This window comes from Belliella baltica DSM 15883 (assembly GCF_000265405.1).
Lineage (GTDB): Bacteria > Bacteroidota > Bacteroidia > Cytophagales > Cyclobacteriaceae > Belliella > Belliella baltica.
Window position 1 is genome coordinate 1,750,515 of the sequence record NC_018010.1, and the last position, 15,764, is coordinate 1,766,278.

The window sequence follows — 15,764 nt, forward strand, 5'->3', positions numbered from 1 at the left end:
AAAATGAGTCAGAACACTTTCAAAAAGAAAATCAAGCAAGGATCTACTCCGGGGGGTAAGAAGAAAACTCTTTTTACACTGATCGAAGAGAAGCTCAATGTGACTGGACTTCTTGGAGAAGGGATTCCAGTCAAATTCGGACCTCCGTTTTTCTTTGCTGCATTCTTGGCCATGATCTACATCTGGAGCAATCACCGCGCAGACAATATGATCCGCAAAATCGAAAAGATGCAGCAGGAAGTCGAAGACCTTCGCGCTGACGTGACGACGCTCGAAGCTGAATATATGTTGAGCAGCAAGCAGTCAGAAGTAGCCAAGAAAATACAGCCTTTGGGCATTTATGAAATTGACGAACCACCGATAAAAATTAAATATAAGAAGTGAATATAAAACGTTCCATAGTACTGAGAGTAAGAATCGCCTTTATCCTGGTGTTCTTATTTGCTGGGTTGATCTTTTACAGGATCGCCCATTTGCAGTTTGTGGAGGGTGACAAATGGCAGGCGAAATCCGAGAGCCTCAATTTTCAATTTAGACAGGTAAGCGCTACCCGTGGAAATATTTACGCGGCCGATGGAAGCTTGCTTTCTACCAGTTTGCCTTTTTATAGAGTTGTCATTGACCCCGTAGTGGCCAAAGAAGAGATTTTCAACAAAGGAATAGACTCACTTGCTTACATGTTATCGTCTTTTTATAAAGACAAATCAACAGACTCTTACAAAAGAGCGATCAAGGATGCGCGAGCCAATGGCAAACGTTATTTGATCTTGAACAGACGTCAAGTAGGTTATCAGGATATGCAAGCCATGAGCAAATGGCCTATTTTCCGTAATGGAAGATTGTCAGGAGGAGTGATTTTTGAAAAAGTTGAAAAGCGCTACCGACCATTCAATAACTTGGCAAACCGTACCGTAGGTTATATCAATGAAGATAAATATGGAGCAGGTATCGAATACAGCTTCAATGAGTACTTGGAGGGTCAAAATGGGAAAGCTTTATTCCAAAGAATTGCTGGAGGGAGTTGGAAGCCAGTTTTTGATGCGGAAGATGTAAAGCCTGACGATGGATTTGATGTACTGACTACGCTGGATGTAAATATTCAGGATGTGGCAGAATCTGCTCTGCTTAAGCAATTGATTGCTAAAGATGCAGCTTTTGGTTCTGTGATTGTTATGGAAGTGGCAACTGGAAAAATCCAAGCAATTGCCAATCTTGAAAAGAATGCTGGAGGAAGAGGTTATGGTGAAAATTACAACTACGCAATTGGAGATCAAGGATTGACTGAACCAGGATCTACTTTCAAGCTTTTGTCTATGCTGGCACTTTTGGAAGAGGGAAAAATCAACTTGAATGATTCCATTGAAACTGGAAATGGTACTTTCAGATTTTATGACCGCATCATGCGCGACGCCAAAAACGGCGGTTATGGTACCATTACGATCAAAGATGCTTTTGAGAAATCTTCCAACGTTGCAATCTCCAAACTGGTAGAGGTAAACTTCGGTCATCAGCCAAAGAAATTTATTAGCTACATCGAGAAAGCTGGCTTGGACAAGCCAATAGGATTTCAACTAAAAGGAGAAGGAGCACCATATTTCAAAAATCCTGAGGATAAATATTGGTACGGAACCACCTTGCCATGGATGTCTATCGGCTATGAAACCAAACTCACGCCGCTTCATACCTTGATGTTTTACAATGCTGTTGCCAATGGTGGGAAAATGGTCAAGCCAATGATCGTTCAGGGGATTGCAAGAGGGAATAAATTGGAGAAAAATTTTGAGACAGAAGTGATCAGAAAAAGTATCGCTTCGGATAAGACCATCAAGCAACTTCAAATGCTATTGCAAGGGGTAGTTGATAATGGTACTGCCAAAAATATATACAATGCAGATTATAAAATTGCTGGTAAAACAGGGACAGCTCAGAAATTGATTGACGGAAGATATACCCAATTGTATTACACTTCCTTTGCAGGCTATTTTCCTGCTGACAATCCTAAGTACTCTGCCATCGTAGTGATTGACAGTCCTAAGGGCTTTGCGGCATATGGAGGGGATATTTCTGCACCAGTTTTCAAGGAAATAGCAGATAAGATCTATGCTCAAGATTTAGAGATCAATGTGAAGAGTCAGCCAAAATTCCAGTTTGCTGATATGAAAACAGACGAATTTCCATTTATCCAAGCAGGCAAAGTTGATGAATTACAGTTGCTCTGCAACAAGTTTGGCATTTCCAATCACTACAACAATGAAGGAGACGAAAGTTGGGTAAAATCTTCAGTGAGTAACAAATCTATTCAATGGAAAGCGAATAAAGTAGAAGCCCCAACAGTCCCAGATGTGAGTGGACTTTCTTTGAGAGACGCACTTTATGTTTTGGAAAACAAAGGTCTGAGAGTGGTTTACGAAGGGAAAGGAAGAGTAAGAAATCAGTCTATGACTCCCGGAATGACCATTTATGAAAATACAGTAATCAAATTAGTATTAGGTTAAATGAAGATATTAAAAGACATACTCTATAAAGTTTCACTCAATTCTACCATAGGAAATATGGATAGGAGAATCAGTGAGCTTGTTTTTGATAGCCGAAAGGTGGTTGAGGACAGTGTCTTTGTTGCCATCAGCGGAACACAGGTTGATGGTCATGTCTTTATCGATGCAGCCTTGGACAAGGGAGCAAAAGTGATCGTTTGCGAGACTTTACCGGAAGTTCTACATGAAGAAATCACCTACGTTCAAGTGGTGAATTCAGCCCGAGCATTGGGCATCATGGCTGCTAATTATTATGAAAATCCATCTGAAAAGTTGAAGATCGTGGCGGTGACGGGTACCAATGGTAAAACCACAACCGCCACACTTCTCTATCAGTTGTTTATAGAAATGGGCTATGTCGTTGGCCTTTTGTCCACTGTGGAAAATAAGATCAGCGGTAAAGTTATTCCATCCACACACACCACCCCAGATGCTTTGAGCATGCAAAGTTTGCTCAAAGAAATGGTTGATGAAGGTTGTACGCATTGTTTTATGGAAGCAAGTTCGCATGCAATCGTTCAGGAAAGAACAGCAGGAATCAAATTGACCGGAGCTGTTTTTACCAATATCACACATGATCATTTGGACTATCACGGGACTTTTGACGAGTACATCAAAGCGAAGAAAAAACTGTTTGATGAATTGCCGAAAGATGCCTTTGCTCTCATCAATGCGGATGACAAAAGAGCCATGGTGATGCTCCAAAATACCAAAGCAACACGCCAGTCTTTTGGGTTGAAATATCCCGCAGATTTCAAAGCGAAAATCCTCACCAATGCACTTGAAGGTTTAGAGTTGGATATCAATGGAAGGCAAGTTTGGTTTCGCATGATTGGCGAATTCAATGCTTACAATCTTCTTGGTGTTTTGGCAACCGCCGTTTTACTTGGAGAGGATGAGGAAGAAATCCTGATGCAACTTTCTAAGGTAGAAGGTGCTCAAGGAAGATTTGATAAAATAGCTATAGCAGGGATTACTGCAATCGTCGATTATGCGCATACGCCGGATGCTTTGGAAAATGTACTCAAAACCATTCAGGGTGTTCGTTCTGGAGGTGAGCAAGTAATTACAATAGTTGGATGTGGCGGAAACCGAGATAAAACCAAACGTCCTATTATGGCGAAAATCGCCACGCAATTGAGCGATAAGGTTATTCTGACTTCTGACAATCCACGTGATGAAGATCCAATGACAATATTGAAAGAAATGGAAGCAGGAATTAATCCTGTTGATTTCAAAAAAACCATGATTATCGAGGATAGGAGAGAAGCCATCAAGACAGCAGGAATCATGGCAAATAAGGGAGATATTATTCTGATTGCCGGTAAAGGGCATGAAACCTATCAAGAAATTAAAGGTGTGAAACACCTTTTTGATGACAGGGCAGTGGTGAAGGAATTGTTAAACCTATTGAACCAATAAAAAGATGTTATACCCAATTTTCGAATATTTCGACCAAGTATTGGATATCCCAGGAACGGGTGTGTTTCGCTATATCTCTTTCAGAGCAGGGATGGCAGCGCTTGTTTCTTTGATCATCACAATCACTTTTGGGAAGAATATTATCAATTGGATCAGAAATAAGCAGATTGGTGAGACGGTAAGGGACTTGGGTCTGGAAGGTCAAAATGAGAAAAAAGGCACACCAACAATGGGTGGTTTGATGATCATGGCAGGGATTATTATCCCGACTTTACTCTTCGCCAATATCAACAATATTTACATCATTCTTTTGCTGATAACTACCGTTTGGTTAGGAGGAATTGGCTTCTTGGATGATTATATTAAGGTTTTCAGAAAAAATAAGGAAGGTTTAGCTGGAAGGTTCAAAATCATTGGACAGATAGTCATTGGAATTGTTGTTGGTGCTACGCTTTATTTTCATGAAGGAGTTGTCGTTCGTGAATTCACCAATCCTGTATCTATCGAACAGGGAATGGTAGAAACTCCTGCATTCAAGGATGTAAAGACGATGAAGACGACCATTCCTTTTATGAAGGATAATGAGTTGAATTACGAGAAGATTTTCGGATTCTTGGGAGATTCAGCTACACCGATTTTCTACATTCTAATCGTGATTTTCATCGTGACAGCAGTATCCAATGGTGCGAATATCACAGATGGAATTGACGGACTTGCAGCGGGAACTTCAGCTATTATTGGGTTGACGATTGCGATTTTCGCCTACATTTCTGGCAACGCTATATTTTCTCAATACTTGAATGTTTTCTTCATTCCGAATTCTGGCGAATTGGTAATTTTCTGTGCTGCTTTTGTCGGCGCTTGTGTCGGTTTCTTGTGGTACAATTCCTACCCAGCACAGGTTTTTATGGGAGATACTGGAAGTTTGATGTTGGGTGGAGTGATTGCTGTTTTGTCTTTTGCTTTAAGAAAAGAATTATTGATCCCTGTGCTTTGTGGAATTTTCGTGATAGAAAATGCATCTGTAATCATTCAGGTATCCTATTTTAAATATACCAAGAAAAAATACGGGGAAGGTAGGAGAGTATTCTTAATGTCTCCATTGCATCACCATTATCAAAAGAAAAATATTCACGAAGCGAAGATTGTGACGAGGTTTTGGATTCTAGGAATTCTACTTGCCATTATCACCCTTGCAACATTGAAATTAAGATAATATGAATAAGAAGATAGTCATACTAGGAGCCGGAGAAAGTGGTTTGGGAGCAGCATTGCTCGCAAAGCAGCAGGGTTATGCGGTATGGGTATCGGATATGGCAATGATAAGTGATGCCAGAAAATCCATTTTGGTCGAAGCTGAGATTCCTTTTGAAGAGGGAAAACATACGGAGGAAAAAATTCTCTCTGCAGATGAAGTAATTAAAAGTCCTGGCATTCCTTCCAAAGCACCGATTGTGAAAGCAATTGTGGAAAAAGGTATTCCTGTGATAGATGAATTGGAATTTGCCTTCAGATTTTCTAAAGGAAAAGTAATTGCAATCACCGGAACTAACGGAAAAACCACCACAACTCTATTGACTTACCATTTGCTTCAAAAAGCAGGTTTGGACGTGGGTTTGGCAGGAAATGTCGGTAAAAGCTGGGCAGGTCAGTTGGTGGAGCAAGACAGAGCATGGTGGGTGATTGAGGTGAGCAGTTTTCAGATTGATGGTTTTGTAGATTTCAAGCCTGCTATCGCGATCTTGACTAACATCACTCCTGATCATTTGGATCGATATGATTACAAACTGGAAAATTACATCGCTTCAAAAGTGTCTTTATTCAAAAATATGGAATCCGATGATCTAGCGATCTATTACGCTGATGATTTGAATATTCACAATGGCTTGGTAAAAGCGCCAATTTCAGCAAGTTTAGCCACCATCTCAACTTCAAAACCTGTCGAAAAAGGTGGTTATTTCAATGGAAATACAATTTTGCTAAAGCATGCTGGAAGGTCGATGAAAATTGAAAGTTCAGAAGTAGTGCTCAAGGGAGCGCATAACATGCAAAATGTGATGTGTGCAGTATTGGCAGCATTGGCAGTAGGCGCTGAGGAAAAGCAAATTCTTGCTGGATTGAAAGATTTCAAAAATGCACCTCACAGAATGGAGTTTGTGGAAGAAATCAAAGGAATCACCTTTATCAATGACAGCAAAGGGACCAATGTCGATGCGACAGCATATGCATTGGAGAGTTTTGAGGAGTCTTTGGTTTGGATTGCAGGAGGAGTGGACAAAGGCAATGATTATTCAGTACTTTTTCCAGTAGTAGAAGATCAAGTGAAAGCCTTGATATGCTTGGGAGTTGACAATGAGAAATTGAAATCAGCTTTTGCAGGAAAAGTACAAAAGATAAAAGAAACAGAAGATATCGCTCAGGCAGTAGCTTGGGGTTTGGAATATGGTGAAAGGGGAGATGTCGTATTGCTGTCACCGGCATGTGCGAGTTTTGACCTTTTTAAAAATTACGAAGACAGAGGAGATCAGTTCAAATCTGCTGTGAAAGCATTAAAAAGTAAGCAATCATGATGAACGCAGCGAAGAAATTTGTAGATGAAAATTTGAAAGGCGACCCAATAATTTGGGGTATCGTTATCATTTTGTCTATTATCAGTATGCTGGTCGTGTATTCAGCGACAGGTTCTCTTGCGTACAAATACCGCGGTGGAAATACCGAAAGCTACATCATCAAACATGGCTTTTTGATTTTCATCAGTTTCGCAGTGATGTGGGCAGTGCATAAGATTCCTTATAAGACTTTCGGTCTTATTGGAAGAATGCTTTTGTTGGCCTCTATTCCCTTGTTGATTTTCACCTACTTCTTTGGCTCAAACATCAATGAAGCCAATAGATGGTTGACGATTCCTGTGATCGATCAGGCATTTCAGCCTTCAGATTTAGCAAAACTGGCTTTGATCGCTACGCTGGCAAGTTTGTTGGCAAGGAAGCAGCAAAATATCAGAGATTTCCAAAGAACATTCTTGCCAATGATGATTGCGATCGGCATAGTCTGCGGACTAATCGGGATGGCGAATATGTCTACAGCAGTATTGCTTTTGGCTACTTGCTTATTGCTGATGTTTATCGGTCGAGTTCCGATGAGATTTATTGTCATGGTGCTTTTGATAGGTGGTCTGGCATTGACGACTTCGCTTTTGCTGGGTCAGCGTGGAGGAACATTTTTCTCCAGAATAGAAAATTTTGTCTCTGGAGATGAAATCCCATATCAAGCAGAGCAATCCTACATCGCCATTTCAACAGGTGGAATCACTGGTAAAGGGCCGGGAAATTCTGAGCAAAGAAATTCACTTCCTCACCCGTATTCGGATTTCATCTATGCTATCATCATTGAAGAATATGGATTAGTAGGCGGAGCAACAGTATTGTTCCTCTACCTCGCCTTATTATATAGAGGAATGCGCATCGTCGCTTCTTCAACCAAACCTTTTGGAGGATTACTTTCTGCAGGTTTGAGTTTTGCCCTCGTCTTGCAAGCTATGGTCAATATGGCCGTTGCAGTTGGACTAGGGCCAATCACAGGTTTGCCACTTCCATTGCTCAGCATGGGAGGAACATCTTTGATTTTCACAGGATTTTCACTTGGAATTATTCTGAGTGTCAGTCGCGGAGATCATGAAGATGCGGTGGAACCAATTGTTGAAGGAAATAACAGGCCAAGAAAAGCATTTCAACCAGCTTAAATAAAAAGATTATCGCACATAAAGCAACATATAGAATCATGATTAGCGGCGGGGGAACCGGAGGACATATTTATCCTGCGATCGCAATTGCTAATGCCTGGAAGGAAAAATATCCTGACACAGATTTTCTATTTGTTGGTGCGGAAGGGAAAATGGAAATGCAAAAAGTCCCTGAAGCAGGCTATAAAATCGAAGGATTGAAAGTAGCTGGACTGCAGAGAAGTTTGACTTTAGCCAATTTGAGTTTTCCATTTAAGTTGTTGAGAAGCTTACAAAAAGCAAAAGAGCTAGTCAAAAACTTTAAGCCGGATGCAGTGGTGGGTGTTGGCGGATATGCAAGTGGTCCATTGTTATATGCAGCCCAAAACCAAGGAATTCCGACGCTCCTACAAGAGCAGAATTCTTATGCAGGTTTGACAAACAAGTTGCTTTCAAAGCGAGCAAAAAGAATTTGCGTAGCCTATCCAAATATGGGGAAATTTTTCCCTGCGGATCGATTGATATACACAGGGAATCCTGTGAGGAAAGACATCATGGAATTGGCTGGAAAGAAAGAAACTGCCATGGAGCATTTCGGACTAGAGTCAGGCAAAAAGACGCTTTTGGTATTGGGTGGAAGCTTGGGGGCAAGAACAATCAACCAAGCTATGCTTGCTGATATGAAAGCCCTTGAAGAAGGAGGTTACCAAGTGCTTTGGCAGTGTGGTCGTTTCTATTTCTCTGAAATGGAAACGCAAGTCAAATCTGCTGAATTGAAGCATATCCATGTTTTGGAATTTATTCGAGAAATGGATTTGGCTTATGCAGCTGCCGATGTAGTCGTTTCTAGAGCTGGAGCTTTGTCTGTATCTGAATTAAGTTTGGTAGGAAAGCCGGTGGTTTTCATTCCTTCTCCGAATGTGGCAGAAGATCATCAGACTAAAAATGCGATGGCCTATGTCAGTCAAGATGCAGCAATTTTGCTAAAAGATTCACAGGCAATCGGTAAGCTAAAACTGACGGTAGATTCCATCATGAAAGATGAAAATAAAGCCGAGCACTTGGCTTCAAACATAAAAAAACTAGCAAAACCCAATGCGGCAAATGAAATCATTGAAGCATTGGAACAAATCATAGTATGAATGTAAGAAAGCTTCATAGCGTCCATTTTCTAGGTATCGGTGGTATCGGCATGAGTGCTTTGGCCCGATGGTTCAACCATCTTGGGATCAAAGTTTCTGGATACGATAAGACACCTTCTCCTTTGACCAAAAAGTTGGAAGAGGAAGGAATGGCTATTTCTTATGTGGATGCGATAGAAGAAATCCCAACTCAGGTCAAGGATTTCAAAGCTGATTCGCTGATTGTATGGACTCCTGCGATGCCAAAGGATTCTGCAGAGCTAAATTTCTTCCTGTCTGAAGGATACAACTTGAAAAAGCGAGCTGCTGTATTGGGATTGATTACTTCCGATATGCCGACCATCGCTGTGGCGGGCACACATGGAAAGACAACTACTTCTTCCATGATTGCGCATTTGCTCAAGTTTGGCGGGAAAAATATAGCGGCATTTTTGGGTGGAATTACTCAAAACTACGAGAGTAATTTGATCCTTCATGATGAGTCCGAGGAAGATGCAACTGTGGTTGTGGAGGCGGATGAATTTGATCGCTCCTTCTTGCATTTGCATCCTAATGTAGCTGTTTTGACCAGCGTAGATCCAGATCATTTGGATATCTATGGCGATGATAAAGTGATGTTGGAAGGCTTCAGTGCATTCATTGATTTGGTTGCGCCAAGTGGAAAGTTGTTTATTCATTCCAAAGCTTTTGCGAAGCTAGCCAAGGTAGATTACAAAGTACATTCAGTAACTGCATACGGAATCAACGCTGGAGCGATCCAAGCTACTAATGTAAAAGCTTTGCCAGGTCATTTTACCTTTGATTTTATCCGCGAGAATACAAGGATAGAAAATCTGGAATTGAGAATGCCAGGTTTTCACAATGTAGAAAATGCGATTCCAGCTATTGCTATTGCGATGGATTTTGGAATTGAAGAAGATAAAATCAGAGAAGGACTGAAGAGTTTCAAAGGTGTCAAAAGAAGATTTGAAATTCACGTCCAAGCTGATGATAAAGTATATATCGATGATTATGCCCATCATCCTGAGGAGATCAGAGCTTTTCTGAATTCAGTGAAAGCCATGTATCCTGAAAAGAGATTGACGGCGATCTTTCAGCCACATTTATTCAGTAGAACAAGAGATTTTGCAGAAGGATTTTCTGAAAGTTTGTCGATTGCAGATGAGGTGGTCTTGTTGGATATCTACCCTGCAAGAGAGCAGCCGATTGAGGGTGTGACTTCAGGGATGTTGATGCCAAATATCACATCAGGAATGAAGTCGATTCAAAGTAAGGAAAATATCCTAACCTATTTGAATGTGAATAAGCCAGAGGTTTTGGTGACGCTAGGAGCTGGGGATATAGACAGATTGGTAGAACCGATTGCTAAATGGATGCGAAATGAAAACTAATACAAAGAAATATATCGTCTTTACTATCATCTTGATGGTTTTGGTAGTCTTCATTGGCTTTGTGGAGAAAAAGCATTCTGAGAAAAGATTGGCAAATATCCAAGTGAAAGTTAACGCAATAGCCGATGTGTATTTTGTAGATGAAAAGGAAATATTGGAGAAGTTAAAAACAGAATTTCCACTTCTAAATACAGGAATTTCAATGACTGAATTGAATTTCAACAAAATTGAGAAAAAAGTTGAAAATCATCCATTCGTGAAGAATTCGGAAGTGTTTGCTGATTTGAAGGGAAATGTTTGGATTGAAATAGATCAGTATAAGCCAATGGCTAGAATCGTGAGGCCAATGGCAGCTGACGGCTATATTTCATCAGAAGGAATCATTCTTCCGACATCTCCAAGATATACTACAAGAGTATTGACTTTGGAAGGAGCATATGCAGAGCGATTGCTACAGGAAGAGGATTTGACTGAGAAACATTCTGATATTTTGGAATTGATCAGATTTATTGAAAAAGACGAGTTTTGGAAGGCTCAAATCACAGGATTGGAGATTACAAAAAAAGGAGATATCAAATTATTCCAACAAGTGGGCAAGCAAGTCATAGAATTTGGTAACGCTCAGGATATCGAAGAGAAATTTAAAAAAATCATGCTTTTCTATGATGAAATTCTACCAGCAAAAGGATGGAATACATATAGTAGAGTAAGTGTAAAATATAAGGATCAAATTATTTGTGAATAATTGAATGGCTATGGAAAATGACAAATTAATCGTAGGACTCGACATCGGGACGACCAAAATCTGCGCAATCATCGGGCGCAAAAATGAATTTGGTAAACTGGAAGTACTTGGTATGGGTAAAGCTGTGTCGGATGGTGTCATCCGAGGAATAGTGACCAACATCGACAAGACCGTAAATGCAATTCAGAAAGCTGTTTCAGATGCATCTGATATGGCTGATGTGGATATTGCCGAGGTCATTGTTGGGATAGCTGGACAGCATATCAAAAGTACAGTTCACCATGGAGTGACGATTAGGCGTCAGAATCAGGATGAAATTACGATCGAAGATGTCAGAGGACTTTCCAACGACATGGAGAATATTGTAGTTCCTCCAGGGAATTCTATCATTCACGTAATGCCACAGGATTATACAGTAGATTATGAAGATGGGATCAAAGATCCAGTTGGAATGTCTGGCTCTAGGTTGGAGGCTGATTTTCACATCATTACTGCACAGACCACTGCTATAAACAATATCAACAGATGTGTGAAAAGAGCCAATCTGATTTCTCAGGATTTGATCCTTGAACCATTGGCAAGTTCACTTTCTGTATTAGGAGATATTGACAAGGAAGCGGGTGTTTGCTTGGTAGATATCGGTGGGGGTACAACAGACATTGCCATTTTCTATGATAATATTATTCGCCATACTGCTGTCATTCCATTGGGTGGAAATATCATCACAACAGATATAAAGGAAGGATGCATGGTCCTACATCATCAAGCGGAATTATTAAAGACCAAATTTGGAAAAGCCATAGCCGAAGAAGCCAATCCAAATGAAATCGTATCAATTCCAGGACTGAGAAATAGACCTCCAAAAGAGATTTCAATCAGAAATCTTGCTGCCATTATTCAGGCAAGAATGGAGGAAATCATTGAGTACGTTCAAAATGAATTGGTCGCAAGTGGTCATTATAAAAAGCTCGCTGGTGGGATTGTGCTTACTGGTGGAGGGGCACAATTACAAGGTGTTGCGCAGCTATTTGAATACATGACAGGTTTGGATACAAGAATTGGATACCCTAACGAACACTTAGGTAAATGCAAAATTGAAGAAGTGAAAAGCCCGATGTATGCAACTACAGTAGGGCTTGTTTTGGCTGGCTTCAAGTCACTTGATGATAGGGAAACAGTCTATAACGAAAGATCTTTAGCCGTAGGGGCTAAGACTTCTGCACCTGTTGGTAAATCAGAGAGATTCCCAACATCAGGAGATAACTTATTCTCTAAAATCGGAAGCCGAATCAAAGATATCATCGGTGGAGATGTAGGAGACGAAGGAGGTAATTACTAGGGCTTATCGATTATGGGGAGTTGAAAGATTTTGTCTTTCATTTCCCCTTCTTTAAAGTCCTCAAAAATATATGAAAAACTAGTTCACCAAAATAAATTTAAAATGTCAGATAACATGAAAGATTACAAATTTGATCTTCCAAAAAATCACAAATCTATCATCAAGGTGATAGGTGTTGGAGGAGGTGGTTCCAACGCGGTGAACCACATGTACAACCAAGGAATCAAGGATGTAGAGTTTGTCGTAGTCAATACAGACTCACAAGCTTTGAAAAGCAGTCCAGTCCCTTTAAGACTTCAGTTGGGTGCAAACTTAACAGAAGGCCTTGGAGCAGGAGCAAATCCTGAAAAAGGTAGAAATGCTGCCTTGGAAAGCAAAGAAGAAATAAGAGAGCTTTTATCAGACAATACCAAAATGGTATTTATCACAGCCGGAATGGGTGGAGGTACAGGAACTGGTGCGGCTCCTGTGATTGCCAAAATCGCCAAAGATCTTGACATTCTTACGGTAGGAATTGTCACGGCACCATTTATTTTCGAAGGAAAAAAGAAGATGAATTCCGCCCAACTTGGAATAGAAGCTTTAAGAGATAATTGCGATACTGTATTGGTTATTTTGAATGACAAGCTTAGAGAAATATATGGCAATTTGGCCATTAGATCTGCTTTTGCGAAAGCAGATAATATCCTTTCTACAGCTGCTAAATCTATCGCAGAAATCATCACCGTTCATCAGGATGTCAACGTTGATTTTGAAGATGTCAAGACAGTGATGAAAGATGCTGGAGCAGCTGTAATGGGCTCAGCTACAGAAGAAGGAGAAGGCAGAGCAATCAAAGCCGCTGAAAAAGCAATCGCTTCACCTTTGTTGAACAATGTGGATATCAAAGGAGCACAAAAAATCTTGCTTTCGATCATGTCTGGAGAAGATGATGAATTGTCTATGGATGAATTGAGCGAAATTACTGAATATATCCAAGAAAGAGCAGGTGACGAAGCTGAAGTGATCTTTGGTCAAGGTATCGATCCTGACTTGGGTAAGGGTATTCGTGTAACTGTTATCGCTACTGGTTTTGAAATGGACAGATTGACTACTTTAGCTCCTCCTGCAAACTCTGCAGTTGAGCCACAGAAGAAATCTATCGAAGTCACTGAAGAAGCTGAGCCTGTGAAAAAAGTAATTCACTTGGAATCAGGAAAAACATCACAAGTTGAAGAAGAAGCTGCGGCAGAATCTGGTCAGACATATACTTTCACTTTCCAAAAGCCACTTTTTCCAACTGCTACAGAAAGCAAAACCTCTGTAGAATCTTCAAAAGCTCAAGAGCCCAATAGAGAAGAAACTCCAAAGCAAACTGAAGTTGATCAAGAGGCTGAATTTGAATTTGAGATAGCAAATGGTGCTGATTCGAATAAAAAGGTATTTACCTTAGAAGATGAAGAGGAAATGCCTGCAGCAAAGGCAGCGGTAGAAGAGGAAAAGCCTGTTGAAAATCCGGCTTATAACAATGATTACTACGAGCAATTGAAGCAAAAAGCAATTCAAAGAGCACACGAGCGATTCGAAAAGCTGAAAAGCATCAAAAGCTACAATCAGAATCCAGAGGAATTCAAGGATAAATTGGAAACTCCAGCTTATGTCAGAAAGCAAATCAAATTAAATGATGTGCAACACAGTTCTGAAAGAAGCATTTCGAGATTCAATTTGACAGATGATAATGAATTCTTGAAAAATAACAGATTTCTGCATGACAATGTTGATTAAGCCTAAAACTTAATCAACATTTCAGCCTGGGAGCGAAGCAATTCCATGTACAGCCTGTTGGTGAGCAGGTTATCTGACATATTCTCCTCGATCTTTGCATACTTAAGTTTGAGAGCGAGTACATGCATTCCTAGGTAATGGAAGATGTCGGTAAGGTGGCTCAATGCGATGCCACCTCCGCCTATTCCTGAGGAAATGCCGACAAGTGCGCATTTTTTATCCCTAAAACTATTTGGGTAAGTCATTCCATCAATAAATGACTTTAATACCCCTGGGAAAGAACCATTATATTCTGGGACAACGAAGACAAACTTATCGCCTGACTTTACCCTTTCATGAAATACATTGTAAGCTGGATTTTTTCCATTATTACTGTACATGGCTGTGAATAAAAAATCATTTGGCAGGTCTTCAAGTTCTAAAATTTCAGATCTTGTATCAAGTTCTAGAAGAACTTGCTGGTAAATAGTTGCAATCTTTTTAGAGATTGAGTTTTTACGATTCGTGCCTACTATTATTTTTATCATATCTAAAATTTCAATTTCAACTGCAATAATACAAGCGAGAAGCTTATTAAGTTTAGAAAAGTTGAAAATTCCCCTTTATAACTAAATTCAATAGTACTTTCAATAAGTCTATATTTGAATGAATTCCGTAATTTAGACCAAAATTAAAAATCATGCGCCAAGAACCAGAAATTGACTATCTAGAGCAGATCAAACATGCAAAAGAACACATTCAAAACATTTTTCCAGAAGAGATTCAAATAGGAATCATTCTTGGAACCGGACTTGGACAATTGATCAATCAGATTGAAATTAGACATGAAATTCCTTATGAAGGCATTCCTTTCTTTCCTGTTTCTACAGTAGAGAGTCACAGCGGAAAGTTAATCATAGGTTCGCTTTCTGGTAAAGCTGTTGTAGCCATGCAGGGTAGATTTCATTATTACGAAGGCTACAATATGAAGGAGGTTACCTTCCCTGTCCGCGTTTTGAAAGCATTAGGAGTGAAAAATCTTTATGTTTCAAATGCAGCAGGAGGATTGAATCCCGATTTTAAAGTGGGTGGTCTTATGATTTTAAATGATCATATTGATCTGTTTCCTGAAAATCCCCTAAGAGGAAAAAATTTGGAATCATTAGGAGTTCGTTTTCCTGATATGAGCGAGCCTTATGCTTTAGAAATGATTTCTTCTGCATTGAAAATTGCTGAGGAAAGTGGAATAGAAATTCACCAAGGTGTATATGTAGGTGTACAAGGTCCAAACTTGGAAACTAAAGCTGAATATGGCTATCTCAGAACGATCGGTGCAGATGCTGTAGGAATGAGTACCATTCCGGAAGTGATTGTTGCTCGACACATGGATATGAAAGTCTTTGCAATTTCTGCCATTACGGATCTTTGTTCCCCAGGAAATATTAAAAAAATCAGTATTGCTGAAGTACTTGCCGCCGCCGCCATCGCCGAACCAAAAATGTCGCTAATCATTAAGGAATTGATTGGGAAGATGTGAGGGGAGAGATGTAAGACTTGAGATTCAAGATGAAAGATCCAAGAAGCAAACTATTTTTTTGATCTTGGATCTTGTTTCTTATATCTGACTTCTTTTTTTCGCAAATCTCGTTTCTTAAATCTCGCGTCTTTTTTCTCGACAATTTCCGACACTAATTTGTCTGCATCCTCAGATGTTTGTTAATTTAGAC

The 15,764-nt window shown here is 40.0% G+C and carries 13 protein-coding genes; 12 read left to right on the forward strand and 1 reads right to left on the reverse strand.

Translation table 11 applies throughout. The features are described 5' to 3' along the window. The first annotated feature begins 3 nt into the window (after positions 1–3). From BELBA_RS08075 to ftsZ, 11 genes are all read left to right on the forward strand, one after another. Positions 4–384 (forward strand): FtsL-like putative cell division protein, encoded by a 381-nt coding sequence (locus BELBA_RS08075; RefSeq protein WP_014772237.1) that lies wholly within the window; start codon positions 4–6, stop codon positions 382–384. Further along, positions 381–2,495 carry a penicillin-binding protein gene (locus tag BELBA_RS08080; protein ID WP_014772238.1) on the forward strand — a complete coding sequence of 705 codons (2,115 nt, stop codon included), beginning with the start codon at positions 381–383 and terminating at the stop codon, positions 2,493–2,495. Before BELBA_RS08075 ends, BELBA_RS08080 begins: the two co-directional genes overlap by 4 nt. Then, positions 2,496–3,956, forward strand: a complete 1,461-nt coding sequence (locus tag BELBA_RS08085; protein ID WP_014772239.1) for a UDP-N-acetylmuramoyl-L-alanyl-D-glutamate--2,6-diaminopimelate ligase — start codon at positions 2,496–2,498, stop codon at positions 3,954–3,956. Between the two features lie 4 nt (positions 3,957–3,960). Beyond that, the gene (gene mraY, locus BELBA_RS08090; protein WP_014772240.1) at positions 3,961–5,172 is read left to right on the forward strand and encodes a phospho-N-acetylmuramoyl-pentapeptide-transferase; all 1,212 of its coding nucleotides are present in this window, start codon (positions 3,961–3,963) and stop codon (positions 5,170–5,172) included. Position 5,173: 1 nt separating this feature from the next. Continuing rightward, positions 5,174–6,526 carry a UDP-N-acetylmuramoyl-L-alanine--D-glutamate ligase gene (gene murD, locus BELBA_RS08095; protein WP_014772241.1) on the forward strand — a complete coding sequence of 451 codons (1,353 nt, stop codon included), beginning with the start codon at positions 5,174–5,176 and terminating at the stop codon, positions 6,524–6,526. Then, positions 6,526–7,698 carry an FtsW/RodA/SpoVE family cell cycle protein gene (locus tag BELBA_RS08100; RefSeq protein ID WP_041779581.1) on the forward strand — a complete coding sequence of 391 codons (1,173 nt, stop codon included), beginning with the start codon at positions 6,526–6,528 and terminating at the stop codon, positions 7,696–7,698. The genes murD and BELBA_RS08100 overlap by 1 nt, the downstream gene beginning before the upstream one ends. Before the next feature lie 38 nt (positions 7,699–7,736). Continuing rightward, on the forward strand, positions 7,737–8,819 hold the full coding sequence (murG, locus tag BELBA_RS08105) for an undecaprenyldiphospho-muramoylpentapeptide beta-N-acetylglucosaminyltransferase (RefSeq protein ID WP_014772243.1): 1,083 nt from the start codon (positions 7,737–7,739) through the stop codon (positions 8,817–8,819). After that, complete coding sequence (gene murC / locus BELBA_RS08110; RefSeq protein WP_014772244.1) at positions 8,816–10,210, forward strand: UDP-N-acetylmuramate--L-alanine ligase; 1,395 nt, start codon at positions 8,816–8,818, stop codon at positions 10,208–10,210. Before murG ends, murC begins: the two co-directional genes overlap by 4 nt. Beyond that, positions 10,200–10,955: a cell division protein FtsQ/DivIB gene (locus tag BELBA_RS08115; RefSeq protein WP_014772245.1), complete on the forward strand. Its 756-nt coding sequence runs from the start codon at positions 10,200–10,202 to the stop codon at positions 10,953–10,955. The genes murC and BELBA_RS08115 overlap by 11 nt, the downstream gene beginning before the upstream one ends. A gap of 10 nt (positions 10,956–10,965) precedes the next feature. Continuing rightward, positions 10,966–12,294 carry a cell division protein FtsA gene (ftsA, locus tag BELBA_RS08120; protein WP_041779582.1) on the forward strand — a complete coding sequence of 443 codons (1,329 nt, stop codon included), beginning with the start codon at positions 10,966–10,968 and terminating at the stop codon, positions 12,292–12,294. A gap of 114 nt (positions 12,295–12,408) precedes the next feature. Next, positions 12,409–14,058 (forward strand): cell division protein FtsZ, encoded by a 1,650-nt coding sequence (gene ftsZ / locus BELBA_RS08125; protein WP_014772247.1) that lies wholly within the window; start codon positions 12,409–12,411, stop codon positions 14,056–14,058. A 2-nt stretch (positions 14,059–14,060) separates the two neighbouring features. Here ftsZ and BELBA_RS08130 read toward each other — a convergent pair whose 3' ends face one another. Next, positions 14,061–14,585 (reverse strand): NADPH-dependent FMN reductase, encoded by a 525-nt coding sequence (locus BELBA_RS08130; RefSeq protein WP_014772248.1) that lies wholly within the window; start codon positions 14,583–14,585, stop codon positions 14,061–14,063. Positions 14,586–14,737: 152 nt separating this feature from the next. Between BELBA_RS08130 and BELBA_RS08135 the strand changes: the two genes are divergently transcribed. Continuing rightward, a complete protein-coding gene (locus BELBA_RS08135) occupies positions 14,738–15,574 on the forward strand; it encodes a purine-nucleoside phosphorylase (RefSeq protein WP_014772249.1) in 837 nt (278 codons plus the stop codon). The last annotated feature ends 190 nt before the right edge of the window (positions 15,575–15,764 follow it).

Bases quoted from the DNA above. Each gene is read 5' to 3' on its own strand.
- BELBA_RS08075 (WP_014772237.1), top strand. From the start codon at position 4: ATGAGTCAGAACACTTTCAAAAAGAAAATCAAGCAAGGATCTACTCCG.
- BELBA_RS08085 (WP_014772239.1), top strand. From the start codon at position 2,496: ATGAAGATATTAAAAGACATACTCTATAAAGTTTCACTCAATTCTACC.
- mraY (WP_014772240.1), top strand. From the start codon at position 3,961: ATGTTATACCCAATTTTCGAATATTTCGACCAAGTATTGGATATCCCA.
- murD (WP_014772241.1), top strand. From the start codon at position 5,174: ATGAATAAGAAGATAGTCATACTAGGAGCCGGAGAAAGTGGTTTGGGA.
- BELBA_RS08100 (WP_041779581.1), top strand. From the start codon at position 6,526: ATGAACGCAGCGAAGAAATTTGTAGATGAAAATTTGAAAGGCGACCCA.
- murG (WP_014772243.1), top strand. From the start codon at position 7,737: ATGATTAGCGGCGGGGGAACCGGAGGACATATTTATCCTGCGATCGCA.
- murC (WP_014772244.1), top strand. From the start codon at position 8,816: ATGAATGTAAGAAAGCTTCATAGCGTCCATTTTCTAGGTATCGGTGGT.
- BELBA_RS08115 (WP_014772245.1), top strand. From the start codon at position 10,200: ATGAAAACTAATACAAAGAAATATATCGTCTTTACTATCATCTTGATG.
- ftsA (WP_041779582.1), top strand. From the start codon at position 10,966: ATGGAAAATGACAAATTAATCGTAGGACTCGACATCGGGACGACCAAA.
- ftsZ (WP_014772247.1), top strand. From the start codon at position 12,409: ATGAAAGATTACAAATTTGATCTTCCAAAAAATCACAAATCTATCATC.
- BELBA_RS08130 (WP_014772248.1), bottom strand. From the start codon at position 14,585: ATGATAAAAATAATAGTAGGCACGAATCGTAAAAACTCAATCTCTAAA.
- BELBA_RS08135 (WP_014772249.1), top strand. From the start codon at position 14,738: ATGCGCCAAGAACCAGAAATTGACTATCTAGAGCAGATCAAACATGCA.